Annotated in this window: 24 protein-coding genes; 9 read left to right on the top strand and 15 right to left on the bottom strand. The window is 61.9% G+C overall.

The features are described from left to right. Nucleotides 1–81: 81 nt before the first annotated feature. Both DH08_RS33230 and DH08_RS33225 read right to left on the bottom strand, forming a co-directional pair. Complete coding sequence (locus DH08_RS33230; protein WP_192183437.1) at nt 82–867, bottom strand: peptidoglycan-binding domain-containing protein; 786 nt, start codon at nt 865–867, stop codon at nt 82–84. Continuing rightward, nucleotides 842–2,572 carry an ATP-binding protein gene (locus tag DH08_RS33225; protein WP_192183436.1) on the bottom strand — a complete coding sequence of 577 codons (1,731 nt, stop codon included), beginning with the start codon at nt 2,570–2,572 and terminating at the stop codon, nt 842–844. The genes DH08_RS33230 and DH08_RS33225 overlap by 26 nt, the downstream gene beginning before the upstream one ends. A gap of 533 nt (nt 2,573–3,105) precedes the next feature. On the opposite strand from DH08_RS33225, the gene DH08_RS33220 reads away from it, so the two are divergent. Further along, nucleotides 3,106–3,486, top strand: a complete 381-nt coding sequence (locus DH08_RS33220) for a DUF5330 domain-containing protein (protein WP_192183435.1) — start codon at nt 3,106–3,108, stop codon at nt 3,484–3,486. Between the two features lie 117 nt (nt 3,487–3,603). After that, nucleotides 3,604–4,032, top strand: coding sequence for a SufE family protein (locus DH08_RS33215; protein WP_192183499.1), 429 nt, complete (start codon nt 3,604–3,606; stop codon nt 4,030–4,032). 138 nt (nt 4,033–4,170) lie between these two features. Here the strand turns inward: DH08_RS33215 and DH08_RS33210 are convergent, their stop codons facing one another. Then, nucleotides 4,171–4,596, bottom strand: coding sequence for a Ros/MucR family transcriptional regulator (locus DH08_RS33210; RefSeq protein ID WP_040581861.1), 426 nt, complete (start codon nt 4,594–4,596; stop codon nt 4,171–4,173). A 415-nt stretch (nt 4,597–5,011) separates the two neighbouring features. Beyond that, nucleotides 5,012–5,383, bottom strand: a complete 372-nt coding sequence (locus tag DH08_RS33205; protein WP_428339716.1) for an SH3 domain-containing protein — start codon at nt 5,381–5,383, stop codon at nt 5,012–5,014. Between the two features lie 111 nt (nt 5,384–5,494). Between DH08_RS33205 and DH08_RS33200 the strand changes: the two genes are divergently transcribed. After that, nucleotides 5,495–7,606 carry a S9 family peptidase gene (locus DH08_RS33200; RefSeq protein WP_192183433.1) on the top strand — a complete coding sequence of 704 codons (2,112 nt, stop codon included), beginning with the start codon at nt 5,495–5,497 and terminating at the stop codon, nt 7,604–7,606. 179 nt (nt 7,607–7,785) lie between these two features. Beyond that, nucleotides 7,786–8,175 carry an SET domain-containing protein gene (locus tag DH08_RS33195; RefSeq protein ID WP_192183432.1) on the top strand — a complete coding sequence of 130 codons (390 nt, stop codon included), beginning with the start codon at nt 7,786–7,788 and terminating at the stop codon, nt 8,173–8,175. A 50-nt stretch (nt 8,176–8,225) separates the two neighbouring features. Here DH08_RS33195 and DH08_RS33190 read toward each other — a convergent pair whose 3' ends face one another. The 4 genes from DH08_RS33190 to DH08_RS33175 form a co-directional block, all read right to left on the bottom strand. Continuing rightward, nucleotides 8,226–9,176: a c-type cytochrome gene (locus DH08_RS33190; protein ID WP_192183431.1), complete on the bottom strand. Its 951-nt coding sequence runs from the start codon at nt 9,174–9,176 to the stop codon at nt 8,226–8,228. A gap of 9 nt (nt 9,177–9,185) precedes the next feature. Continuing rightward, nucleotides 9,186–9,623: a c-type cytochrome gene (locus tag DH08_RS33185; protein ID WP_192183430.1), complete on the bottom strand. Its 438-nt coding sequence runs from the start codon at nt 9,621–9,623 to the stop codon at nt 9,186–9,188. Between the two features lie 154 nt (nt 9,624–9,777). Then, nucleotides 9,778–10,374 (bottom strand): superoxide dismutase, encoded by a 597-nt coding sequence (locus DH08_RS33180; protein WP_006199690.1) that lies wholly within the window; start codon nt 10,372–10,374, stop codon nt 9,778–9,780. 206 nt (nt 10,375–10,580) lie between these two features. Beyond that, nucleotides 10,581–11,459 (bottom strand): branched-chain amino acid aminotransferase, encoded by an 879-nt coding sequence (locus DH08_RS33175; protein ID WP_192183429.1) that lies wholly within the window; start codon nt 11,457–11,459, stop codon nt 10,581–10,583. A gap of 151 nt (nt 11,460–11,610) precedes the next feature. Between DH08_RS33175 and DH08_RS33170 the strand changes: the two genes are divergently transcribed. Both DH08_RS33170 and DH08_RS33165 read left to right on the top strand, forming a co-directional pair. Then, entirely contained in the window at nt 11,611–12,273 is a 663-nt protein-coding gene (locus DH08_RS33170) for a haloacid dehalogenase type II (RefSeq protein ID WP_192183428.1), read from the top strand. A 219-nt stretch (nt 12,274–12,492) separates the two neighbouring features. Beyond that, the gene (locus DH08_RS33165) at nt 12,493–13,296 is read left to right on the top strand and encodes a L,D-transpeptidase (RefSeq protein WP_192183427.1); all 804 of its coding nucleotides are present in this window, start codon (nt 12,493–12,495) and stop codon (nt 13,294–13,296) included. A 168-nt stretch (nt 13,297–13,464) separates the two neighbouring features. Here DH08_RS33165 and DH08_RS33160 read toward each other — a convergent pair whose 3' ends face one another. The 5 genes from DH08_RS33160 to DH08_RS33140 all read right to left on the bottom strand — a co-directional run bounded on the left by DH08_RS33160 (nt 13,465) and on the right by DH08_RS33140 (nt 17,812). Beyond that, nucleotides 13,465–13,851 carry a RidA family protein gene (locus DH08_RS33160; protein WP_192183426.1) on the bottom strand — a complete coding sequence of 129 codons (387 nt, stop codon included), beginning with the start codon at nt 13,849–13,851 and terminating at the stop codon, nt 13,465–13,467. A 90-nt stretch (nt 13,852–13,941) separates the two neighbouring features. Further along, nucleotides 13,942–15,300, bottom strand: coding sequence for an MFS transporter (locus DH08_RS33155; protein WP_246801183.1), 1,359 nt, complete (start codon nt 15,298–15,300; stop codon nt 13,942–13,944). Continuing rightward, entirely contained in the window at nt 15,297–16,085 is a 789-nt protein-coding gene (locus DH08_RS33150) for an SDR family oxidoreductase (protein ID WP_192183425.1), read from the bottom strand. Before DH08_RS33150 ends, DH08_RS33155 begins: the two co-directional genes overlap by 4 nt. 1 nt (nt 16,086) lies before the next feature. After that, a complete protein-coding gene (locus DH08_RS33145) occupies nt 16,087–17,073 on the bottom strand; it encodes a D-2-hydroxyacid dehydrogenase family protein (protein ID WP_345892487.1) in 987 nt (328 codons plus the stop codon). A 16-nt stretch (nt 17,074–17,089) separates the two neighbouring features. Further along, on the bottom strand, nt 17,090–17,812 hold the full coding sequence (locus tag DH08_RS33140; RefSeq protein WP_345892486.1) for an RraA family protein: 723 nt from the start codon (nt 17,810–17,812) through the stop codon (nt 17,090–17,092). A gap of 182 nt (nt 17,813–17,994) precedes the next feature. Between DH08_RS33140 and DH08_RS33135 the strand changes: the two genes are divergently transcribed. Further along, entirely contained in the window at nt 17,995–18,942 is a 948-nt protein-coding gene (locus DH08_RS33135) for a LysR substrate-binding domain-containing protein (protein WP_192183423.1), read from the top strand. Between the two features lie 25 nt (nt 18,943–18,967). Here DH08_RS33135 and DH08_RS33130 read toward each other — a convergent pair whose 3' ends face one another. Beyond that, nucleotides 18,968–19,993: an MBL fold metallo-hydrolase gene (locus DH08_RS33130; RefSeq protein WP_246801181.1), complete on the bottom strand. Its 1,026-nt coding sequence runs from the start codon at nt 19,991–19,993 to the stop codon at nt 18,968–18,970. Nucleotides 19,994–20,398: 405 nt separating this feature from the next. On the opposite strand from DH08_RS33130, the gene DH08_RS33125 reads away from it, so the two are divergent. Both DH08_RS33125 and DH08_RS33120 read left to right on the top strand, forming a co-directional pair. Then, nucleotides 20,399–20,977 carry a GlcG/HbpS family heme-binding protein gene (locus DH08_RS33125; protein ID WP_246801179.1) on the top strand — a complete coding sequence of 193 codons (579 nt, stop codon included), beginning with the start codon at nt 20,399–20,401 and terminating at the stop codon, nt 20,975–20,977. 58 nt (nt 20,978–21,035) lie between these two features. Next, nucleotides 21,036–21,803 carry a hypothetical protein gene (locus DH08_RS33120; protein WP_192183421.1) on the top strand — a complete coding sequence of 256 codons (768 nt, stop codon included), beginning with the start codon at nt 21,036–21,038 and terminating at the stop codon, nt 21,801–21,803. Nucleotides 21,804–21,862: 59 nt separating this feature from the next. On the opposite strand, the gene DH08_RS33115 is transcribed toward DH08_RS33120, so the two are convergent. Then, nucleotides 21,863–22,535, bottom strand: a 673-nt coding sequence (locus DH08_RS33115) for a LysR substrate-binding domain-containing protein (RefSeq protein WP_246801178.1), incomplete at its 5' end; no start/stop codon positions are given.

Below are 22,535 nucleotides of genomic sequence, written 5' to 3'. Positions count from 1 at the left end.
AAAGGTTTCCGGTCGACATGCGCGGCTCCTTACAGCATCGCGCCGGAAACAGGAACGGTTCGGTCAGCCACTGCCCCAGGGTCAGTTGGTCAGGCCGATCTCGCGCATCTTGACGTAGACGACCTCGTCGGGCTCGCCGGTTTCGGGCAGGCCGAACAGCGACTGGAATTCCTTGATCGCCGCCTTGGTGCGCGCGCCGACAACGCCATCGAGCTGCATGTCGTCATTGCCGAAGGCCTTGAGCCCGGCCTGGATCTTGACGATTCGGGCATCGGGCGCCTGCGCCTCTGCATTGGCCGGCGCGGAGGCCGGGATGGGTGCGGGCGTCGGATCGGCGTCGGCCGGGGCGGCAGCGGTGTCCACGGGCCGCGGCACCGGATGCGGAATGCCCGCTGTCGTCTGCCTGGCGCCAAGCTGGTCGAGGAGCACGGCGTCGATTTCGCCCGAGGCCGGCAGACCGACTTTCTGCTGGTAGGCCTGGATGGCTTTGCGCGTGTTGGGACCGGAAATGCCGTCGACGGTGCCGGAGTAGAAATCGAGGTCCTTCAATATGCCCTGGACCTCTTCGACGGCCGGGTCGCTCTTGACTGGCGCCGGACGCACGATGTTGATGGTGGTTTCGGGCTCGTCTGAGCCTGTGCGCGGAAAGTCTTCGATGCTCCTGGTGGCAAAGAACGCGCCGGCATGCGGGAACGGCTGGTACCAGAGCGCATTGGCCGAGACGTAGAACAATGTCACCAGGAAGGCGGTCGAGCCGCCGACCAGGACAGGGTTGCGCGTGATCATGCCGCCGACGGCCATCGCGCCGTCCTCGAAGGCGCTGCCGCGGCGCTTGACCGCCTTAGCCTGTTTTGCGGAGCGAGCCATTCCTGTCCCCCTTCGTCATCACCGCGGGCATCGCCAGCACGCCGCCATCCTTGCCCTTCGAACGTCCCTTCGGCCCGTTCACCGGCAGGCTGATCGTCACCGTGGTGCCCTCGCCCAGCATGCTCTCGATCGATATCGTGCCGTCGTGCAGCGCCACCAGGCCCTTGACCAGCGACAGGCCGAGACCGGTTCCCTCGAAGCGGCGCGTATAGTCGCTCTGTATCTGCATGAACGGCTTGCCGAGATTTTCAAAATCCTCCTCGGCAATGCCGATGCCGGTGTCGCTGACCCAGAAATGCAGCCGCGAGCCAACCCGCTTGGCGCCGACCACGACATCGCCGCCGTCGGGCGTGAACTTGATGGCGTTGGAGACGAGGTTGATCAGGATCTGCTGCACGGCGCGGCGATCGGCATTGATCTCGCCAGAGTCGGGGGCGATCTGCGTCGTAAGGCGGATGCTCTTGGCCTCGGCCTGCAACTGCATCATCGACCGGCACATGTCGACCGCTTCGACGAAACGGAACGGTTCCGGCTCGGTCGCGTAGGCGCCGGCCTCGATCCTGGAGACATCGAGAATCGAGGTGACGACGCCGAGCAGATGCTGGCCGGAGTCCCTGACCAAGCCGACATATTCCTTCTGGCGCGGATCCTTGAAGGCGCCGAACATCTCATGCAGCAGCATGTCGGAAAAGCCGATGATGGCATTCAAAGGCGTGCGAAGCTCGTGGCTGACCACCGCCAGGAAGCGGCCCTTGGCCACTTCGGCAGCCGCGGTCGCCTCTTTTGCCGCGGCAAGCTCTTCGCGCAGCCCGGCGACGTCGTCGTTTTCGCGCAGCAGCAGCGTGAACGCATCCTGCTGATGCTCGGCCCGCATCAGGTCGAGGCGGAACGGCCTGAAATTGTCGGACGAAGCGCCGTCGCGCGGCAGCCGGACGCGCAGGTCGACCCGCCGCGCCACGGCCCCGTCGCGCATGTCGGCGAGCGCGCTGAGGTAGGCGACGCGGTCGGAAAGATGGACGCGCTCGAACAGGCCGGCGCCGAACAGAAGCTCCGGCGGCAGCTTCAGAATGCTGCGCGCCCTGGCCGAGGCATCCAGCACCTCGCCATGCCTGGCAACGCGCAGGACGACCGCATCGATCATATCCTCGAGATGGTCGCCGGCAGGGGTCGCGTGCCCAGCGTTAGCCGGGTTGCGCAGCGCCGTCAGCCGCACAGCCAGCGTCAACGCCCAGGCCAGCGGCAGAAGCCAGTGCCAGGCGGCGATTTGCGACGGCCCGAGCGGCAGGATGGGACCGGCAAACGGCTGCAGCAGGATCGCTGCGAGAGCGCATAGCGCACCCCACAGGCCAGCGCGCCTCGATCCGCCGATCCACCAGGCTTCGAACGGCAATGCCACGGCAAACAGAGCAATCGGTGAGGCCAGGCCGCCTGCCGCAAAGATCGCGCCGGTAAGCGCGAGGCCGCCCATCGCGAGCGCCGCCTGGCCGGCCAAGGCCACCCGCCCCGTCGCAGCGACCAGCAAGGCGGCGAACCAGCACAGGCCGAAGGCAGCGAAGATGGCAGCCATGGTGACGGCCGCGCCGAGGCTGGAGGTGACCAGCGTCACCGCGGCGCCTGCGGCAAGGAAGGGGGCTGCCAGCATGACGCCGATGAACCGGCGCTGGCGCAAGCGCTCATCCGGCACGGTGATGGTCGGATGAACCATACGTTCGCAGCCGGCCGCTATCGCGCCAGGCAATTCGACGTATCTGGCCGTAATCGAACTCAACGCACTCGCACCCGGTCGTGAATTGCCCTGCTTTTTGCAGGTCGCTCTTATTGATCTGAAACTCGCATTGAGCGTTTAAGGAATGGATAAGGCAGGACCCGACCGACGCCAGGCCCGCGGCAAATATCGGGACGCCGGCGCAGCAAAGCCCGGCGATCTGCCGTCATGGTAAATGGAGCGTTATGCGGATCGGGCGCCGCCGTGCCTTCGGCCCAGGCTGGCAGCGTCACTCCGTGCCCGAGAATATCCATAAAAATCAAACAGATGGATGGTTACTGCTTGATGAAAAAAATCCACAACTTTCAAGTCAAATCGATTGCAAAACCAATCGTTTCGAATTTGCCTAAAATTTGAGGAAAATCCTCGGTATCAGCGCAAGCCGTCCTTTGCGCGGGTGTGCCACCATACTGCCCATAAAAGAGGTCATGCCGACGGATGCATGATCCGGTCACGGACGAGAGGGCATTGCGATGGGCTTTCTTATAAGGGCGGCTTTCTGGTTCTCGCTGGTGCTGCTGGCGCTGCCGCTGAATGTCGGCACCGACGAGGCCGGTCACGAGAGCGTCGGACCGATCCAGGCGCTGTTTGCGGCGCGCGAAGCGGTCGGCGACATCGCCGGCATTTGCGAGCGCAAACCCGATGTCTGCGAGACCGGCAAATCCGCCATGCATACGATTACCGCCCGGGCCAAGGAGACCGCCAAGATCGCGGCAGCCATGCTGGACGACCAGCAGGCAAGCGATCAGCAGGCTGCCGGGCCCGACACCACGGTTGCCACCGGCAGCGTGGCCGAGACTATCGTCCTGCCGGCGACAGTCGAGATACCGGTAAGACTGCCGACGACCAACTGAGACCTTTTCCAGCCGCAGATCTTGGCGACACCGCAGGCGCGTCCGACCTCTCGACGCCTGCGGTGTTTTTCTTCTTTTTCCGTGACGCGACAGTGCCGGATGACTATATCCGGTATGATGACGACGACGATCCAGACGATCCGCGACGACTTTTCCCTGCTCGACGAGTGGGAAGACCGTTATCGCTATGTGATCGAACTGGGCGAAGCGCTGCCGCCATTTCCCGATGCCGAGCGTACCCCCGCCAACAAGGTGCCGGGCTGCGTCAGCCAGGTCTGGCTGACCACCGAACAGGGACCGGGCGCCGATCCGGTCATCTCTTTCAAGGGCGATTCCGACGCGCATATCGTGCGCGGCCTGGTCGCCATCATGCTGGCGCTGTTTTCGGGACGGCCGGCGAGCGAAATCCGGGAGACCGACGCGGAAGCGACGCTGAAGGGCCTGGGCCTCGACGAGCACCTATCGCCGCAGCGCGCCAACGGCCTCCGCTCGATGGTCAAGCGCATCAGGCGCGACGCCGATGCGGCGCTGAAGCTGACCGCCTAACCGGACAAATCGGATTTTCGGGAAGGCTAACCGTCGCAGAGTTGGGCGATTGAGCTGCACATCAGCGCCGGCCTTCAAAGCAAAACGGCGCCCACAGGCGCCGTCTGTCGTCGAAACGAAATCAGCAAAGTGCCAATATCAGCGGCCCTTGCGCTTGCGGCCAAGACCCATCTTCTTGGCAAGCTGCGAGCGGGCTGCGGCATAGTTGGGAGCAACCATCGGATAACTTGCGTCCAGGCCCCACTTCTCGCGGTATTCATCGGGCGTCAGATTGTAGTGGGTCATCAGGTGGCGCTTCAGCGACTTGAATTTCTTGCCGTCCTCAAGACAGACGATGTAGTCGTCGTGGACGGAGCGCTTCGGGTTCACCGCAGGCTTCTGCTTGTCGGCGACAGGTGCCTCGGCGGTTCCGCCCACGCGCCCGAGAGCGGCATGGACATCGGCGATAAGATTCGGCAGTTCGCCGACCGGCACGGGATTGTTGCTGACATAAGCGGCCACCACATCGGCGGTCAGCTCGATCAGCGCATCGCTGTTTCTGGAAGGTGTTTCGACGATATCCATCATATTCAGACCCCAACGAGAGTTGTTTCTAACTGCGCCCTTTTTTGGCAGGGCATCGCGCGAATTTTCGTGCAGGTGAGACACCTGCGATTCGCGTCGGGGAATCTTAATGAGCCTATGAACCAAGTAAGTCAATTCGTATATTGCGTTATATTCAGCGATAATAATCAAATATTCGGCGTTCAGCTTCAAACTTTCGTGCGATGTGTAACTTAGCGAGATTTTTCTGGCAAGGCCAGCGCCGGCTGACGCGGCGTCAGGTCCCCGTTACATCAGCAGCAACAGCTAAAAGAAGCGTAATGCTTCGGCTTTGCTTGACCGGAAACAGGTCGAAAGGTTTCCCGATCCTAATGAAATCATGGGTTGCAGTGCGTTACTGGTGCGCGTGACCTGTGCAGCAGGGAACCAGGGCCGGTCAACGGGGCGTGATGTACTTCCCATAGACCCAGCCAGTGACGAAATGGCCGTTCTGCGCCGGGTCATCCCAGATTTCGCACCAGCGATAGCGGATCTTCTGTTCCTGCTTCCAGTGCGGCTGGCCGGCAATATCAAGCAGGTTTATGCCGCCGGCGCATTTGCCGGTCATCTGCAAGACTGTCCCGTTGGGATAGGCAGCCTGCTTCTGCGATTCACCTGATGGATATTTGCGCGCGTTGAGCGTGTCGCCGAACGGCACGTTGGCCACTTGCCAAGCCGCGAAGACGGTTGCATGAGACTGACCGGTGAAGGCCAGAACAGTCGAAGCGACGGCAAGAGCCGCAGCGGTGCGAACATAGAACTTCATCATCTCTCCTCCGGCCCATCTCCTGAGAGCCACCCTCATCCTGCCGTCCTGCCCTTGAACCGGTGCTGATCGGCGTGTTCATTTGCCATTCAAACAACTTCCCAGCGAGACGCAATGACCAGGACACCAGCCTTTCCGACCGCCAGCCCGCCGCAGCCCGAGAAACGGCCTGTCTTCGACACGCATCACGGCTTCACCCGCACCGACGACTATGGCTGGGTGCGCGCCGACAACTGGCAGGCGATGTTCAGGGATCCTTCCCTGCTCGACGGCGACATCCGCGCTCACCTCGAAGCCGAGAACGCCTACCAGGCAACGCTGACGGCCGATATGGCCCCGCTGCGGAAGCGGCTCTTCGCCGAGATGAAGGGACGCATCAAGGAAGACGACTCCACCGTGCCGATGAAGGATGGCGCTTACGCCTACGGCTCGTCCTTCAAGCTCGGCGGCGAGCAGCCGCGCTATTTCCGCACGCCGCGCGATGGCGGCGACGAGCAGATCCTGCTCGATGGCGACGCCGAAGCCGAGGGCAAGGCCTATTTCAGACTCGGCGGCGTCGACCATTCGGCCGACCACGGGAAGCTGCTATGGGCGTACGACGACAAGGGCTCTGAAATCTTCACGCTTCGCGTACGCGATCTCGCCAGTGGCAAGGAACTGACGGACCAGATCCCCGACACGGGGGGCAGCGGTGTCTGGGATGCCGGCGACGGCGGCTTCTTCTACACCCGCCTCGATTCCAACCATCGCCCGTCGAAGGTGATGTTCCATGCGCTTGGCGACGGAACCGAAAACGACCGGCTGGTCTATGAGGAAACCGATCCCGGCTTCTTCATGGATGTCGGCGGCACGCGCTCCAATGAATGGATCCTGATCGGCATCAACGATCACGAGACATCCGAATACCGGCTGATGCGCGCCGGCGATCCGCTTGCCGAGCCGAAGCTGGTGGCGCCGCGCGAGAGCGGGCTGCAATACGATCTCGAGGAAGGCGGCGACCTCTTCTTCATCCTGACCAACGCCGACGGCGCCAAGGACTTCAAGATCATGACGGCGCCGGCTAACGATCCGGTGCGCGCCAACTGGCAGGAGCTGGTGCCGCACGAAGCCGGCCGGCTGATCCTGTCGGTGATCGGCTTCAAGGACCATATGGTCCGTCTCGAGCGCAAGGAGGGCTTGCCGCGCATCGTCGTGCGCGATCGCAAGAGCGGCGAGGAACATCTCATCTCGTTCGACGAGGAGGCCTTTTCGCTTGGCCTGTCCGGATCCTATGAATACGACACCGAGTTCATGCGCTTTACCTATTCGTCGATGACGACGCCGGCGCAGGTCTTCGACTACAACATGCGCACACGCGAGCGGGTGCTGCTGAAGACCCAGGAAGTACCGTCCGGCCACGACCCGGACCACTATGTCACGCGCCGGCTGATGGCGCCCGCCGCCGACGGCGAACTGGTGCCGATCTCGCTGATCCATCACCGCGACACGCCGCTCGACGGCACAGCACCTTGCCTGCTCTACGGCTACGGCTCCTACGGCATCACCGTGCCGGCTGCCTTCAACACCAATTGCCTGTCACTTGTCGATCGCGGCTTCGTCTATGCGATTGCCCATGTCCGCGGCGGCAAGGACAAGGGCTATGGCTGGTACGACGACGGCAAGCGGCAGCACAAGATGAACACCTTCACGGATTTCATCGCCTGCGCCCGCCATCTCGTGGCCGAGCGCTACACCGCGCATGACCGTATCGTCGCGCAAGGCGGCTCGGCCGGCGGCATGCTGATGGGGGCGATCGCCAACATGGCGCCGGAGTGTTTTGGCGGCATCGTCGCCGAGGTTCCGTTCGTCGATGTGCTCACCACCATGCTCGACGCAACGCTGCCGCTGACGCCGCCGGAATGGCCGGAATGGGGCAATCCGATCGCATCGGCGGAGGACTACCGGACGATCTCTGCCTATTCGCCCTATGACAATGTCGGCGCGCTCGACTATCCGCCGATCCTGGCGCTCGCTGGGCTCACCGACCCGCGCGTTACCTATTGGGAGCCGGCCAAATGGGTGGCGCGGCTGCGCGAGCGCAAGAGCGGCGACAATCCGGTGCTGTTCAAGATCAACATGGACTCAGGCCATGCCGGCGCCTCCGGGCGGTTTTCCAGGCTGGAGGAAATCGCCTACACCTATGCCTTTGCGCTCAAGGTGACAGGCAAGGCCGGTCTGGCCGGGTGAATGCGATGCGCCCCCGCCTTGGGTAATGATTTTTTGATTTGCGCATGACCTTTTTCGAAGCTTTGAATCAACGGCAAGCGCCGCTGATTTTCCGCTCGCAATTGGCATCGCCGCGCGCTACCCAATGCCCGGCTTTTTCAGAGCCGCACCTGCCCGTCACAACCTCGCAAGGGTCCGCCATGCTGCTCGTCGACGTCTATCTCGACAAATCGTCCATCCAGGGCATCGGCGTCTTCGCCAAGAAACACATTCCACGCGGCACGCTGGTCTGGAAGCTCGACCCGCGGTTTGACCGGCTGATCGAGGTCGACACCTATGAGGGTGAGACCGGGCCGGTGAAGGGTTATCTCGACCGCTACTCCTATCCTGATCGGCGCAACCCCGGATACATCGTCTTCGAAGCCGATGACGCGCGTTACATGAACCATGCCGACGAACCGAACTGCGACGTCTCCTCGCCCGAGGAGACTTACGCGTTGCGCGACATCGCGGCCGGCGAGGAATTGACCTGCGACTACAATCACTTCTTCGACAGCGGCTTCGATTTCCTCGGCGACCGCCACCCGTAGCCGGGCGGAAAACCGCTGCGCATTTTTCCCGGAGTTGCTCCAGTCGAAAACTAGTTCTCCGGCTTCTTTCGAGCCGGATAGCCGTTGGGATGCGGCGGGGCCGCCTTGAGATAGGCGGCGACGGCCGCGCGGTCCTCGGGCGTCAGTTGGGCTATGTTCCTTTGCACGTCGACCATTGCGCCGCCAACAGAATCGAAGTCCGGTGTGAAGCCGGTTTCGAGATAGTTGGCGATGTCGGCCTCCGACCAGTCACCGATGCCGCCCTCGCCCGGGGTGATGTTGGGCACGATACCGCTGCCTTCGGCGGCGGTCGCGCCCGCCAGCCACTCGGCCTTCTTCGTTCCCCCTGCCAGGTCGCGCGGCGTGTGGCATTCGCCGCAATGGCCTGGCCCCTCGACCAGATAGCGGCCCTCCATCACCTTGTCCGGCGTGCCTTCAGCCAATGCGATCACCGGCTGCGGGCTGAGATAGAGCAGCTTCCACAGGCCGATGCCGCGGCGGATGTTGAAGGGGAAGCCGAGCGTATGGCCCGGCGCCTTGCCGGCCACCGCCGGAAGCGTCTTCAGGAAGGCGTAGAGGTCGGCAATATCAGATGGTTTCATGCGGGCGTAAGACGCGTAGGGAAACGCCGGATAGAAGTGCTCGCCGCCCGGCGACACGCCTTTCAGCATGGCGTTGGCCAGGTCTTCCTCCGACCAGGCGCCAATGCCGTCCTTGGCATCCTGCGAAATATTCGGTGGCACGAAAATGCCGAACGGCGTCTTGAGCTGGAGACCGCCGGCCAGTTGCAGACGCGCCTCGCCCTGCGAACCGGGCTTGGCATGACAGGAGGTGCAGCCTCCGGCATAGAAGATGCGTTTGCCCCTGGCCACATCGCCGGGGCCGAGCTGCGCCACGGTTTCAGCGTCGAGCCTGACCGGCGCCGACAGAAACCACGCGGCAACAGCGCCGACGCCGCCCAGAACGAGGGCGGCGCCGATGAGCTTTTTCAGCAAGGGCATTGCCCGCCGTCAGCCCTTTTTGATCCTGAAGCTCTCGTGGCAGGTGCCGCAATCACCGCCGATGGTGTTGAACTGCGCCTTCAGCGCATCGACATCGGCGGGGGCGGCCGCGACCGCCGCCTTGACGTCGGCGACATATTTATCGTTGGCCGCCTTGAAGCCGGCCGTGTCTTCCCAGATCTTCGGCGACGCCTTGGTGTCACCCTTGTCGCTGCCGGCCGGGAAGAGGGCATCGACGTCAAGTTTCTCGGCATTCGCCTGCAGCGACTGCAACGCAGTGAGCACGGCGGCAGCGTCGAAAGCCTCCTCACCCTTGACCACTTTCGACAATCCGCCGGCAATCTTTCCACGTTCCTTCATCAGGGCCTGCCGATCCGTGATCGGGTCGGCAAACGCCGCCGAACCGGCAAAGGCGAGCATAGAGATGGCGATGACAAGCTTTCTCATTCAATTGGCTCCATGGTGAAGATAGTTCGAGACAGAACGATAACGGCGTGGATGACCTGAATATTCCCCTTCCGTGGCTGCTGTTTTGTCGGAGGCTGTTTCAAACGCCGAAAAAGAAAAAGCCCCGGACGTCCGGGGCTTTTCAAAAGTGCGATCAGGCTTTTTCGTAGAGTTCGAGGACGTGGTCCCAGTTGATGAGACTGTCGACGAAGGCCTCGAGGTACTTCGGCCGGGCATTGCGGTAGTCGATGTAATAGGAGTGCTCCCAGACGTCGACGCCGAGGATCGGCGTGGCGCCATGGACCAGCGGGTTCTCGCCATTCGGCGTCTTCGAGATCGCCAGCTTGCCGTCCTTGACCGAAACCCAGGCCCAGCCCGAGCCGAACTGGGTGGTGCCGGCGGCGATGAAGTCCGCCTTGAACTTGTCGTAGCCGCCAAGGTCGCTGTCGAAGGCCTTCTGCAGCGCGCCCGGCAGCTTGTTGCCGCCGCCACCCTTCTTCATCCATTTCCAGAAATGGATGTGGTTGTAGTGCTGGGCGGCGTTGTTGAAGAGCCCGGCATTCTTGCCGAAGGACTGCTTCACCACGTCCTCGACCGACAGGTCGCCCATCCCGGCCTCGGCGGCCAGCTTGTTGCCGTTGTCGACATAGGCCTTGTGGTGCTTGTCGTGGTGGTATTCCAGCGTCTCCTTCGACATGTAAGGCTGGAGCGCCTCGTAGTCGTACGGCAGAGCGGGCAATTCGAAAGCCATGGATGGTACTCCCTCATGGAAAAATCCGGTGTCGATACCGGACTAACATAGGTCTGGAATGATTAGGGACAACTCCGGAATGAAGCGCCGGTTCCCTTTCTAGAGAGGTTCCGGAAAACTGTCACACGGTTTTGCGAACGGACCCTGCGTCAAAACAAACGGCGGACAAGCGAAGCGGCCGGTGGCGCCGTAAGTCGGCTGGCGGCTCAGGCGGCGGACGTCGAATGCGCCCAGTCCCAATAGAGTTCACGCGCCTTCTTGGCCACCGGCCCCGGCTGCAGGTTGCGCTCCTCGATACGGGTGATCGGCACGACCTTGGAATGGTTACCGGTCGAGAATATCTCGTCCGCCTCGAGGAAGTCGCGCACCGACAGCGTCTTTTCAGTGGTCTTGAAACCGTAGTCGCCGAGCAGGTTTATCGTGCGCGAACGGGTGATGCCGGACAGGAACGTGCCGTTCGCGGCCGGCGTCAGCACATGACCGTCCTTGACCAGGAAAATGTTCGAGGTTCCGGTCTCGGCGACATTGCCCAGCATGTCCAGCACCAGCGCATTGTCGAAGCCGCGCATCTTGGCTTCGAGGATGGCGCGGCCGTTGTTGGGATAAAGGCAGCCGGCCTTGGCGTTGGTCGGCATGGTCTCGATGGTCGGCCGCCGGAAGGGCGACACCGAGACCGAAAAACCCGCCGGCGAAATCATGGGCGATTCGTAGAGGCAGAGGCAGAAACGGGTCGAGGCCGGGTCGGCCGGCACGCCCATATAGCCGCCATGCTCGGCCCAGTACATCGGCCTGATGTAGACCGCCGTCTTGCCGTCGAACTTCTTCAGCCCGTCCCAGGTCAGCCCGACGATCTTGGCGGCGGTCATGGTTGGCTTCAGGCCAAGCGCGATTGCCGACGCATTCACCCGCGCTGCATGAAGCTCGAGATCGGGCGCGACGCCTTCGAACCAGCGGGCGCCGTCGAACACGCTCGTGCCAAGCCACATGGCGTGGCTGCGCGGTCCCAGAATGGCGACATTGCCCTCATGCCAGTCGCCGTCGACGAAGGTCCATGTCGCGGATTGCGCCGCTGCCGCCAGTGTCATCGCTTGCTTCCCTGGATGATATTCCGGGGCAGCATAGGAAGATGCTTTGACGGCTGCCGTCAACCGGCATCGCCGAGAATCGTTCAGGCCAGCATGAGTGCCTTGCAATCAACGCTTGCGCCTTTTGCCTGCTCGCCTCAAAACTGTCGCCATGCATCACGCAGCCTATGTTTTCGACGCCTACGGCACGTTGTTCGACGTGCATGCCGCCGTGCGCCGCCATGCCGACCAGATCGGGCCGGACGGCCAGCTGCTGTCCGAAATCTGGCGCGCCAAGCAGCTCGAATATTCCTGGGTCAGGACGCTGATGGGCGCCTATGCCGATTTCTGGGAGCTGACCGAGCAGGCGCTTGATTTCGCATTTCGCAAGGTGCCCTCGGCGGACAAAGGGCTGCGGACCAAGCTGCTCGACGCCTATTGGCGTCTCGACTGCTACCCAGAGGTGCCGGCCGTGCTCAAGGCGCTCAAGGCGTCGGGCTCAAAGCTCGCCATCCTCTCCAACGGCTCGCCGGAGATGCTGGAGGCGGCGGTCAAGTCGGCGGCGCTCGACCAGGTGCTGGACGACGTCTTTTCCGTCGATACTGTCAGGCGCTTCAAGACCGATCCGTCGGTCTACGACATGGTGAGCACCGGATGGCGTCTCTACCCGGCTGCGGTGTCGTTCCAGTCCTCCAACCGCTGGGACGTCGCCGGCGCCACCAAATTCGGCTTCCGCACGGTGTGGATCAACCGCGCCGACCAGCCCGACGAATACCGGGACTATCCACCATCACTGATCCTGCCGTCGCTAGAAGGTCTGCTGACCGGTGGATGAAACCGCTCCCGCCCATGGTTCAAGGCCTGTGACGTGGCCTGTTGCTGTTGGGCAACAGATGCATGGCAGTCACAGCTTTGCCTTTGTTTGTCCACCGTCAGGCCAGAATCGGAACCGCCTATCGCCGTCGACTGTTGAGAGCAAAAGGATGCTCCCCCGGCCAGATCCCGCTTGGTGCATTCACGCTTTCTTGCAAACTAAGACCTAGAAAAGGCAACCATGTTCACACCCGATTCGTCCTCCCTTCGCCTGAGCCGCCGCGGCTTTCTTAATGCCGCCGCGCTCGGCGCAGCTTCGGTTGCAGTCACCGCCTGTGGCACAATCGGGCAGCAGCCGGTCGAGCCGCCACCGCCGGCCTATGTCGATCCGCCCCTGTCCGATTATGCGATGATGTACGGTCCGATCAGCGATGGAGGCTTCGAGGTTCCCGCCATACCGTACCAGAAGATCGACCCACAGTTCCTGCGCCAGATCGTTCCCGATCCGACCGGCCAGAAGCCGGGCACCATCATCGTCGATACGACCGGCCACCACCTCTATCTCGTGCGTGAAGGCGGCCAGGCGATCCGCTACGGCGTCGGCCTCGGCCGCGCCGGCTTCGAATGGGCGGGGGACGCCGTCGTCCAGTGGAAGCAGAAATGGCCGAAATGGACGCCGCCGGACGAAATGGTCGCTCGCCAGCCTGAACTGGAGCAATACAGTGCCGACAATGGTGGCATGCCCGGCGGGCTCAAGAACCCGCTCGGCGCACGCGCGCTCTATCTGTTCCACGACAATGTCGACACGCTTTACCGCCTGCACGGCTCGCCGGAATGGAACTCGATCGGCAAGTCGGTATCATCGGGCTGCGTTCGCCTGATCAATCAGGACATCATCGATCTCTACGACCGAGTGCCTTCGAAGACGCCGGTGATCGTTACCGCCAATATCGGTCAGCCGATGGTGGCTACGGCGAACCGCAGGGCGATTCCGATCGACGCCGGCGTGCCTGACGGATCGATCCTGCTCGGGCCGGTGGACTGAACAGCGACCAGATTTTCCGACCTGTTTGTACAGGGCGGTGGATGTCGCCGCCTCGGGGGCTAGCGTGAACATCGAATGTGGATCGGTGCGCAGCGCGCATTCGCGGTGCGGCTGACGAACTACCCCATCAATAGCTCTTCCAGCCGCAGACCAGCATTGGTGTTGAGATCAGGCAACGTCCTCGATGACGGCGATGAATTCGGATTGCACCAGAGATGGGCTGTCCGGCGGCAATGGCCGAACGTGCCGGGCCGGACGCGACTGCGGATCGGGAAACATCCGCAGCCATTCTTCGTTCACGGCATTCCTGTCGCTGCTGTCGCGGAGGTAGATTTCCACCTTGATAATGTCCTCCACGCTGCCGCCGGCGGCCTCGATGATGGCAAGCATATTGGCAAACACATTGGCGGACTGATCGGCCATGCCGGACGGCAGCTCGTGCGTGATCGGGCTCACCCCGTGAACCGCGCCTGAGAACACCATATTGCCGATCCGACAGGCGTTGGGCACCGGATGCCTGTGGCTCAGTCCTTTCACCGAAATGCTCTTGCGCATGGTCTGATGATCCTCCGAGAGATCTGGTTCGTCGGGTGCTGGTGCCGAGCGTAGAAATCAAGGTTGCGGCAAGAGCAAAACCGAAGCCGGCTATCGTCTCGCGCGCACAACGGCGGCCTCGGCAGGCGGGGAAGAAACGCCGCTGTCGGGACGCGGCGCGAGAGGCTCATAACCGGGCGTGAGTTGAATTCCACGCGTCTCGGGCAGCATGAGCGTCGCGACAAAGGCGATGCTGTAGCCCAGCAACGCAACCAGGCCGATCGCCTCCGCCAGGGTGATGTATTGCGCCAGTATTCCAATGGTGGACACGGCTACCGCGCCTGCCGCCTTGCCGAAATTGTAGGCGAAACTCTGGCCGCTGGCGCGAATGGCGGAGGGGAACAACTCGGTGAAGAACGGCCCCAGCGCCGCATAGTTTCCGATCGTGAAGAAGCCGAACGGCGCTCCCAGGACAACCAGCGGCCAGCCGGAGAGCGGCAAAAACATGTAGGCGATGGTGATCAGCCAGGAACACAGGAGAAACAGCTGGAAGGTGCGGCGCCGTCCCAGACGATCGGACAGGTATGCGCTCGCCAGAAATCCGAAAAACGAGCCGCCGGTCACCACGAACACGTAGTACCCCGAAGTGCTCGGCGACAGTTCGCGCACGGTCTTCATGAAGGTGGGCAGCCAGTTGACGATCGCACCGCCAACGCCAATCACGCCGAAGGCAAGCAATGAGGAGAGGATCGTTATCCGCAAGGTTTCCGGCTGGAATATCGCGCCCAATCCCGGACGAGTCCCGGTCTTCTCGACATGCGCGCGCGTTTTGACGAAAATCTCAGGCTCCTCGATCTTGCGGCGCAAATAGAGAACCAGAACGCCAGGCAGTACACCGATCATCAAGAGAACGCGCCATCCATACTCTTGGGGCAGATGCGCCAGAACCAGGCCTGCCAATATGGCGGCAGCGCTCCATCCAACGCCGAAGCCGCTCTGGACGGTGCCCACGGCCTTGCCGCGATGTTCGGCACGAATGATCTCGCCCATGAGAACCGCCCCGGCGGCCCACTCGCCGCCAAAGCCCAGTCCTTGCATGATGCGCAGGACCATCAGCTGCTGGAAGTCCTGCGCGAAACCGGCAAGGAAGGTGAAGGCGCAGAACCACAGGATCGTGAACTGCATGATGCGGGCACGGCCGAAACGGTCGGCGAGGTACCCGCAGGCCCATCCTCCGATCGCCGCGGAGAGCAGCGTTGCCGTGGCCAGATAGCCGGCCTGCGCCGTCTTCATCCCCCAGGCAACGATGAGAACTGGCAGCACGAAGCTGAAAAGTTGCGCGTCCATCGCATCGACGGCCCAGCCGGCGAAGCAGCCCCAAAAGGTGTTGCGCTCCCGTTCCGTCAAATCCCTGTACCAAGCAAACATATCTTCCTCCCGTAAGTTTTCTTTGCAGTGGAGCCGGGTCAAACGACCAATGGGGTGAGACCTCCGTCCATGGTCAGCGACGCCCCTGTCACGTAGGAGGATCTCGCGCTGGCGAAAAAAAGTGCGGCGTCGGCGACTTCTTCAGGAGTTGCGTAGCGTCGTAGCGGAATGCGCTGCTCGTTCAATCGCAGCAGTTCCTCCGGCGTCTTGCCCGTCATTTTGGATTCGACCTCCAGCGACAACTGCAGACGCTCGGTCATTGTGGCGGCGGGATTGATGACGTTGACCCTTACCCCTGCGTGCCCCCAGGCAGCCGCCAGTCCCGCCGAGGCGAGCATCAGCGCTGCGTTGGCGGCGCCTCCCGGCAAATGCATAGGTGATGCGATCTTGCCGCCGGTGCCAACGATGTTGACGATCGTGCCAGCGCGCCGTGCCACCATCAGGGGCAGGACGTAGTCCGTGACGTTCATGTAGGTGAAGAATTTCGCGTCCATCGCAATACGCCACTTGTCTGGCGTCAGTTCGTCCGGAGGAACTCTCCGGGCGCCGCCGGCTGAATTGACCAGGGACGCGATCGGACCCACCTGATCCTCGAGTGCTGCGACCATCTCCTTTGCCGCAAGCTCGTCCGACAGGTCGGCGGCGAAACTCGCTACCGACAGGCCGTCGGCAGCGAGTGCTGTTTTCGCGGCATCCAGGTTCTGCTGGCTGCGCGAGACAATCACCACGCGAGCTCCTTCGTTGCCGAAGGCCCGGGCGCAAGCCAGTCCTATCCCTTTGCTGCCGCCAGTTATCAGGACGACTTTGCCGTCGAGTTCGAGGTTCATATCAGTGATCCTGTTTTAAGCCGTCGGCGTTGTGCAAATTGATCGGACTTCCCTCAGCGAACGCGACGATCTGGTCGAACGCATTGCCGTAGGCGAACTCGTAATTGTCGCGTTCGACGTAGCCGAGATGCGGCGTGCATAGTGCGTTGGGGAGCTTGAGCAAGGCGTCGTCCGGATTGGTGAGCGGCTCGCGTTCGAACACGTCGACGGCCGCCTTGCCGGGTCGGCCATTCTTTAGCGCCGCCACCAGAGTCCCCGGCTCAATCAACTCGGCACGGCTGGTGTTCACAAGCAGGGCCGTTGGCTTCATCAAGGCCAGGTCATCAGGACCAATCACACCGGTTGTCTCGGCATTCAGCCGCAGATGCAAACTGAGGACATCCGACAGGCTGAACAGCGAGTCCTTGTCCGCGGCAGTGTCAAACCCCTCGGACCTGGCACGAGCCAGCGAGCCCTCGCGGCCCCAAACCAGAACATCCATACCGAAGGCTTTGCCGATGCGGGCCACCATCGAGCCCAGCCGGCCGAAGCCATAGATGCCCAGGACACGGCCTCTCAAGCCGAGCCCGATGGTCGTCTGCCAATGGCCTTGCCGCAGCGAGGCGCTCTCGAAAGGAATGTTGCGCATCGCTGCAAGGATCAACCCCCAGGTAAACTCCACCGTCGAATAGGACGGGCGCGTCGTGAGAGCGGACGAAACGACGACGCCATGCCGGTCGCACGCCGCCAGGTCGATATGGGGGATGTGGCCGTTCTGGCTGATGAGCTTCAAATTGGGCAGGCGGCTGAGCAGATCTTCATCGATCCTGGTGCGCTCGCGCATCAGCACAAGCACATCCGCATCGGACAGACGATTTGCCAGCAGCTCGATGTCGTCAACGATATCGGTCCAGATGGTAATTTCATGGCCTTCCAGCCTGGAAAAACAGTCCAGAGTCCGCACCACGTCCTGGTAATCGTTGATGATGGCGACGCGGAGCTTTTTCACTGGATGATCCATCGCTTCATGCATTGCCCGGCAGGTCCGCGACGGCGGTGCCTGCGTCGATTGCATCGCACTTCGCCCACTCAAAAGCTGACTTCTTCAGCGCCTTTGCGAGGACCTCGGCTGCCCGGGCGATCGGAATGAAGCAGACGCCGGTTTCGTCCGCGACCACAATATCGCCGGGAGCAACCCGGACGCCGGCGATCTGGACGTCGCCATTGATTTCCACGGTTTCGATCCGCCATTTGCCGGTGACCGGCGTGATCTCGGTGGCCCAAAGCGGGTAGCCGACCCGTCGCGAATGTCCGAGGTCGCGAATGCCTCCGGAGACGATAGCACCTGCCTCCCCCTGTCTTTTTCCCGTCTGGGCTGAGATTCCGCCCATGTTCGAAACACCCGCGACGCCATCGATGACCACCACGTCGCCCGGCAGTGCCAAATTGTGGGCTTCGAACTCCGCCATCCGGTTGACGTGGTTTCGCGCCGTCTCGTAGACATGCTCGCGTTGCAGGATGTTGCGTACCGTCAGCGCTGGACCGACAATAGACGTTGAAGGCAGGGTCGGCTTTAGAAGCGATGCGCCGATCGCGCCGGTGATGCCGAGCTCATCCAAAATATCCGAAACAACGCTGGTGGCGTCGCCGATCCTCTTGAACCCGTCGATCAGCTCCTTCGGCGGACGCGGCGTCCGCATCAACCGGATGCGGTCGGCGCTGATCTTGCCGGTAAGTTTCGGCAGCACGTCCGCGAAAGCGAGATCATTCATGGCGTATCCTCTATTTTGGACGGAGCTTTTATCACCGGTTGCGAGGCGCGCGCATTCACTCGCACGTGTTCGGTGGCTCGTTCGAAACAGGATTGCTTGCCGCGGCCAGCGCGTCCAATTTAGAATTAGACACAAGCGTCATTTCCTGGGTGAATAACGTGCGCCTCGATCTCAATCTAATCGCCGTCCTCGAGGCCATCATGCTGGAAAGGAACGTGACACGTGCGGCCGCGAGCCTGGCGATGAGCCAGCCGGCGGTCAGCAATGCGTTGCGTCGCGCCCGCACGCTGACGAAGGATCAACTCTTCCTCAAGACGGCGACGGGGGTCCAACCGACGTCACGTATGGTCGCGATGTGGCCCGAACTGCATCGCTCGCTTACGGCAATCCGCGCCTCTTTCGCGCCCGACGACTTCGACCCCGCATCGGATGCGACCAGTTTTCGAATTGCCGTCACCGACAGTCTTGCCATGGAAGGCGTCAGCGCAATCACGCTGAAGCTACAGGCTGCGTCCCCACGCGCGCGTGTTTCCTTTGCGGTTCATACCCATGAAAGCTCCCTGGAAGGGATCGACCGCGGTACGCTTGACTGCGCCGTAGGCATGTTTGCCTCGCTGCCAAGAGACGTTCATGTGCAAAGCCTGCGGACGGATCGCTATGTCTGCGCAATGCGCAGCGGGCACGAATTTGCTGGCGGCCTGACGCTGGATCAGTTCACCGCCGCGACGCATGTTCTGGTAACCCCGTCCGGCCTGGAACTGGGACTGGTGGATGGCTGGCTCGGCCTGACGGGACGGACAAGGACGATCGCCGTCGTCGCCAATCACTTTGTCGACGCGCTGAGGATCGTCTCACGCAGCGACCTTCTGACCTGCGTGCCGCTTGGCTTCTTCAGCGGACCGTGGCGTGCCGTTGCCGACGAGCACGAGTTGGTGGTGCGCGACTTGCCGTTCGAAACGGAGAAACTGCTCTACAAGCTGATCTGGCACGAACGATTGCACACACACCCTGCCCACCAATGGTTTCGATCGCTGGTGGGAGATGTCTGCGGATCGACGTTCGACGGCCCGCCGATTGGAGAAACGGCCTCCGCCAGGCAGGCATAAGCTGTCTTGTGAGCGGGATGGACCTCTAGGAGGTCTTTTGCGCGAATGCGCTTCCGGTTTGAGGTGATAGACCACCGTAGGTTTTTTCGGCGTCGCGTCGCACATGGCCCAGCCCAGGAAACGATATGTGCGCACCGCCCACGATGTAGCCGTTTTCGGCCGCATCCGCGAATGCGAGCTCGTGCACGCGTTCGGCCTCGGATGCGTCCCCGTCGTACTGGATTGTGACGGAAGGGTCTTTGAACTGCACTGCGGCGACATGCACGACATCGCCCCACAGCACTACTTTCTCGCCCCTGCTCTCGACCACGTACATGGTGTGTCCGGGCGTGTGGCCATAGGCTGTTTGCGCGCGCACACCCGGCACGAGATCGGTGTCGCCTTCGAAAACGGCGAGCTTGCCGGCTCGCATATATGGCGTGATCGACGCTATCGCCGCCTGAAAGAACCGCTTCGCCTCGGCCGGAGCAGCGCGCATATTGTCCTCGCTTAGCCAGTAATCGGTGTCCCGCTTCTCAACTCGCACGATGGCATTGGGAAAGGCCCTCTGACCCTCGACCATGAGACCGCCAACGTGATCCGTGTGCAGATGTGTAAGGTAAAGCTCGTCGACCTGCTCAGGCCGATAGCCCGAGGCGCGCAGATTGCCGAGCAGATAGCCCGTCGTTGGCCCCAACAGCGAGCCTGCACCGGCGTCGATCAAGACCAGTTTGGCTCCGGTATTGACGAGAAAGGAATTGTGCGAGGTTTCGACGAGGTCGCCGAGATAGTTGCGTTTCAGGGCTTCTTCGATCCGAGCCTGGTCGCCCTGCAGCAACTTCGTAGCGGGCAGCATATTGCTGCCGTCGGATAACGCCGTTAGCTCAAAATCACCGACCGCCAGCCGATAGAACCCGGGCGCCTGGCTTTTCACCATGGGCGCATCTGCGAGCAGAGGCGTCGCAAAACCGCAGGCCAGGCAAAGACAGCCAGCTGCCAAAAAGGCGCGGCGGGTAGGATTGACGGCGTCGCCGCTGGGCAGTTGGACAGAGCCTTTGGTGTCGTCGAACAAGCGATCGAGCGGTATCCGGGGAGCGACCATTTTCGGACCTCTGTTTGCGTTTGTCGGGGCACTGCAGCTGGACTTCCGCCTCGCTGCTCACTCGCCGAAGGTCTGCACGCCTCGGCCGGGCTGTTGCGGCCGTACCGTTGCCGAGATGGCCAACCCCGTCCAATTCAGAGTTTAGGGGCAGCATCATAACTCGGTTGAATAACGGCGGCTTAACCGTCGCACACCAGGCGGCTTGCGTTGGGCGCAATTCATCGCGTTCGGTGCCGCCTATCGGCCGCGTCATTGTCCGTGCAACCCATTCTTTCACATCCCCAAATACTCCATTTCGGAATTCGTCATTCATTCGCGGGACGGCCAAGAATATCCATGTCCAGTGACCAACGGCATTCACTCTCAAATCTACCAATGATTGATGAGCGCCCGTCAGGTCTTCTCGTGAAGCGGCAACGACCTTCGCTTCGTCTCGACGAAACAAGGTCGCATGACCAACGAAAGGTTTCAAACATGTCTATGTCAAAATGGGCCGCCACCGCCGCAGCCATTGGCTTTCTCTCGGTTACCACCTCCGCATTTGCCGGCGACGCCGATGTTTATGGTCCCGACATCACTCTGTCGGAGGCCAAGCAGGTTGCGGCCGGCGCTGTAAAGGAATGCGCAGCCAACAAGTGGCTCATGGCCATCGCCGTCGTCGATACGCACGGCGCCCTGGTCTACTACGAAAAGGCGGATAACACCGAGGTGGCGAGCGCCCAGATCGCCTTGGACAAAGCAACTTCGGCAGCCGTCTACAAGCGTCCGACACGCGACTTCTTCGACGTCACGGCCAAGATGGGCCCATTCATGCTGAACATGGATCACGTCATCGCGGCGCCTGGCGGCATTCCGGTCATGAAGGACGGCAAGATCATCGGTGCGATCTCGGCTAGTGGCGGCACGGGCGTGCAGGACGAGCAGTGCGCCAAGGCCGGCCTCGCCGGCTTTTGATCATCTTTTTAGCGACGGCTCCGGACGGAGCTGCCGTACTTCCAAAGGAATCATTCAAATGACGAATCTCAAATCACTGGGCAGCCGGCTTGCCGCGGCCGCCGCGCTCACCGTTGCGCTTGCATTGCCTTCCCTCGCAAACGCCGCCGAGCTTTACAGCGGAAGCAATGCCGATGTCCGCACGGTTCTCTACTACAAGGCTTCGACGGCTGCGCTCTCCAGATTCCTGCCAGCAGGCTGGGAACTCAGCCCGTTTACAACAGCACCTTCCGCCGGCGCCAACCTCCAGGTGGAATTTGTGGACCAGCTCTATGCGGTGGATCCCAAGGGTACAGTCGGAGCTCCGTACCGCTACGTGCTTTTCGGCATCCCTGTTCACAAGACGGGAAGCAGTGAGAACGTGCTGATGTTGTTCGATGGCCTTTCGCGCGGTGGAGCCGGTCCTTACGGCATTGCCGAAACGGCCAAAGACGACGTCAATCGTGGGGTTCACTATAACTCGAGCCCGACGACGGTGAGCGAGAACTGGAACTTCGAAGGCGGCAGTGAGAAGGTTTCATTGCAAACGGAATTCGAACGTGGCCCGATGACCCTGGAGAAGGGCGACAGTCACGTCTACTCGCAGCTCAAGCCAGAATTCTCGCGCATCTATCGCTACAAGGAGGCTACTGACGTTGTGAAGTCCGGCGACGCAAACCATCTCCGCAGCCTGTCCTTGAAGGCCGAAGGCGGAAAGTTGACCGCGATCTTCGACGGCAGCGAGAGCCTTGTCTCGGTCGTATCGTTGCCTGTCTATTCCCGCGACATCCTTGTTCCGCAACCCTGAACTCCGCTTTCTTGGGGGGCGGCGGCCACCCAACAGGTTGCCGCTGCCCTCCACGGTTTCTACTGCGCCTGCGGCTTTCTCTTTGCCGGCACATGTAGCGCGGGTCGATTCTGCTTCATGAACGTTATGAAGGCAGCAAGGGCTGCAGGTATCTGTCGGCGGCTGGGATAGTACAAGTAGATCCCGGAGATCGGGGAACCCCACCCCTCGAGGACAGTCACGACGCGTCCCGATCGCAGCTGTTCCTGCAGAAGAACGGCTGGCACCAGGCCGATTCCGGCGCCTCCGGCAATTGCGCTGGCAACCGCACGAAGATCGTTGGCCACGACATGCGTGCCGGTGACGGGTTCGGCCTTCTCATCCCCCTTGTGGAGGGTCCAGGGCTGGATCGTGCCGTCCCACGGGGATCGAAGGCGAACGCACCGGTGATCCACGAGCGCGCCGGGCACGCTGGGCTCGCCATGAGCCAGCAGGTAGTCTTTCGCAGCAAAAAGAAGTTCGTTGAAAGGTTCGGCGATCCGGACGGCGATCATATCCTTCTCGATGCGTTCTCCGACCTGAATGCCCGCGTCGATGCGGTGTTCCACCAGATCAAGGTGAAGATCCTCGACAAGGATTTCGAACTCAATTTCGGGGTGCCTTGCAAGGAAGCGGCCGATAAGAGGGGGCGGGTTCAACCGGTCAACGCAACACCGCTCGCAATCTATCAGCCGGCGTTTCGAAGCCCAAGGT

Origin of the sequence: Mesorhizobium amorphae (assembly GCF_014843845.1) — a bacterium.
In the GTDB taxonomy this organism is placed as follows: Bacteria; Pseudomonadota; Alphaproteobacteria; order Rhizobiales; family Rhizobiaceae; genus Mesorhizobium; species Mesorhizobium amorphae_A.
Note: the sequence above shows the minus strand (reverse complement) of the source record. Positions and strands in the feature narration are given on the sequence as shown.

Coding starts and splice junctions, on each gene's coding strand:
- DH08_RS33195 (WP_192183432.1), top strand. CDS start 7,786: ATGCTGCTCGTCGACGTCTATCTCGACAAATCGTCCATCCAGGGCATC.
- DH08_RS33165 (WP_192183427.1), top strand. CDS start 12,493: ATGTTCACACCCGATTCGTCCTCCCTTCGCCTGAGCCGCCGCGGCTTT.
- DH08_RS33215 (WP_192183499.1), top strand. CDS start 3,604: ATGACGACGACGATCCAGACGATCCGCGACGACTTTTCCCTGCTCGAC.
- DH08_RS33170 (WP_192183428.1), top strand. CDS start 11,611: ATGCATCACGCAGCCTATGTTTTCGACGCCTACGGCACGTTGTTCGAC.
- DH08_RS33200 (WP_192183433.1), top strand. CDS start 5,495: ATGACCAGGACACCAGCCTTTCCGACCGCCAGCCCGCCGCAGCCCGAG.
- DH08_RS33230 (WP_192183437.1), bottom strand. CDS start 867: ATGGCTCGCTCCGCAAAACAGGCTAAGGCGGTCAAGCGCCGCGGCAGC.
- DH08_RS33175 (WP_192183429.1), bottom strand. CDS start 11,459: ATGACACTGGCGGCAGCGGCGCAATCCGCGACATGGACCTTCGTCGAC.
- DH08_RS33180 (WP_006199690.1), bottom strand. CDS start 10,374: ATGGCTTTCGAATTGCCCGCTCTGCCGTACGACTACGAGGCGCTCCAG.
- DH08_RS33120 (WP_192183421.1), top strand. CDS start 21,036: ATGACGAATCTCAAATCACTGGGCAGCCGGCTTGCCGCGGCCGCCGCG.
- DH08_RS33225 (WP_192183436.1), bottom strand. CDS start 2,572: ATGGTTCATCCGACCATCACCGTGCCGGATGAGCGCTTGCGCCAGCGC.
- DH08_RS33210 (WP_040581861.1), bottom strand. CDS start 4,596: ATGGATATCGTCGAAACACCTTCCAGAAACAGCGATGCGCTGATCGAG.
- DH08_RS33150 (WP_192183425.1), bottom strand. CDS start 16,085: ATGAACCTCGAACTCGACGGCAAAGTCGTCCTGATAACTGGCGGCAGC.
- DH08_RS33205 (WP_428339716.1), bottom strand. CDS start 5,383: ATGATGAAGTTCTATGTTCGCACCGCTGCGGCTCTTGCCGTCGCTTCG.
- DH08_RS33220 (WP_192183435.1), top strand. CDS start 3,106: ATGGGCTTTCTTATAAGGGCGGCTTTCTGGTTCTCGCTGGTGCTGCTG.
- DH08_RS33190 (WP_192183431.1), bottom strand. CDS start 9,176: ATGCCCTTGCTGAAAAAGCTCATCGGCGCCGCCCTCGTTCTGGGCGGC.
- DH08_RS33185 (WP_192183430.1), bottom strand. CDS start 9,623: ATGAGAAAGCTTGTCATCGCCATCTCTATGCTCGCCTTTGCCGGTTCG.
- DH08_RS33160 (WP_192183426.1), bottom strand. CDS start 13,851: ATGCGCAAGAGCATTTCGGTGAAAGGACTGAGCCACAGGCATCCGGTG.
- DH08_RS33125 (WP_246801179.1), top strand. CDS start 20,399: ATGATTGATGAGCGCCCGTCAGGTCTTCTCGTGAAGCGGCAACGACCT.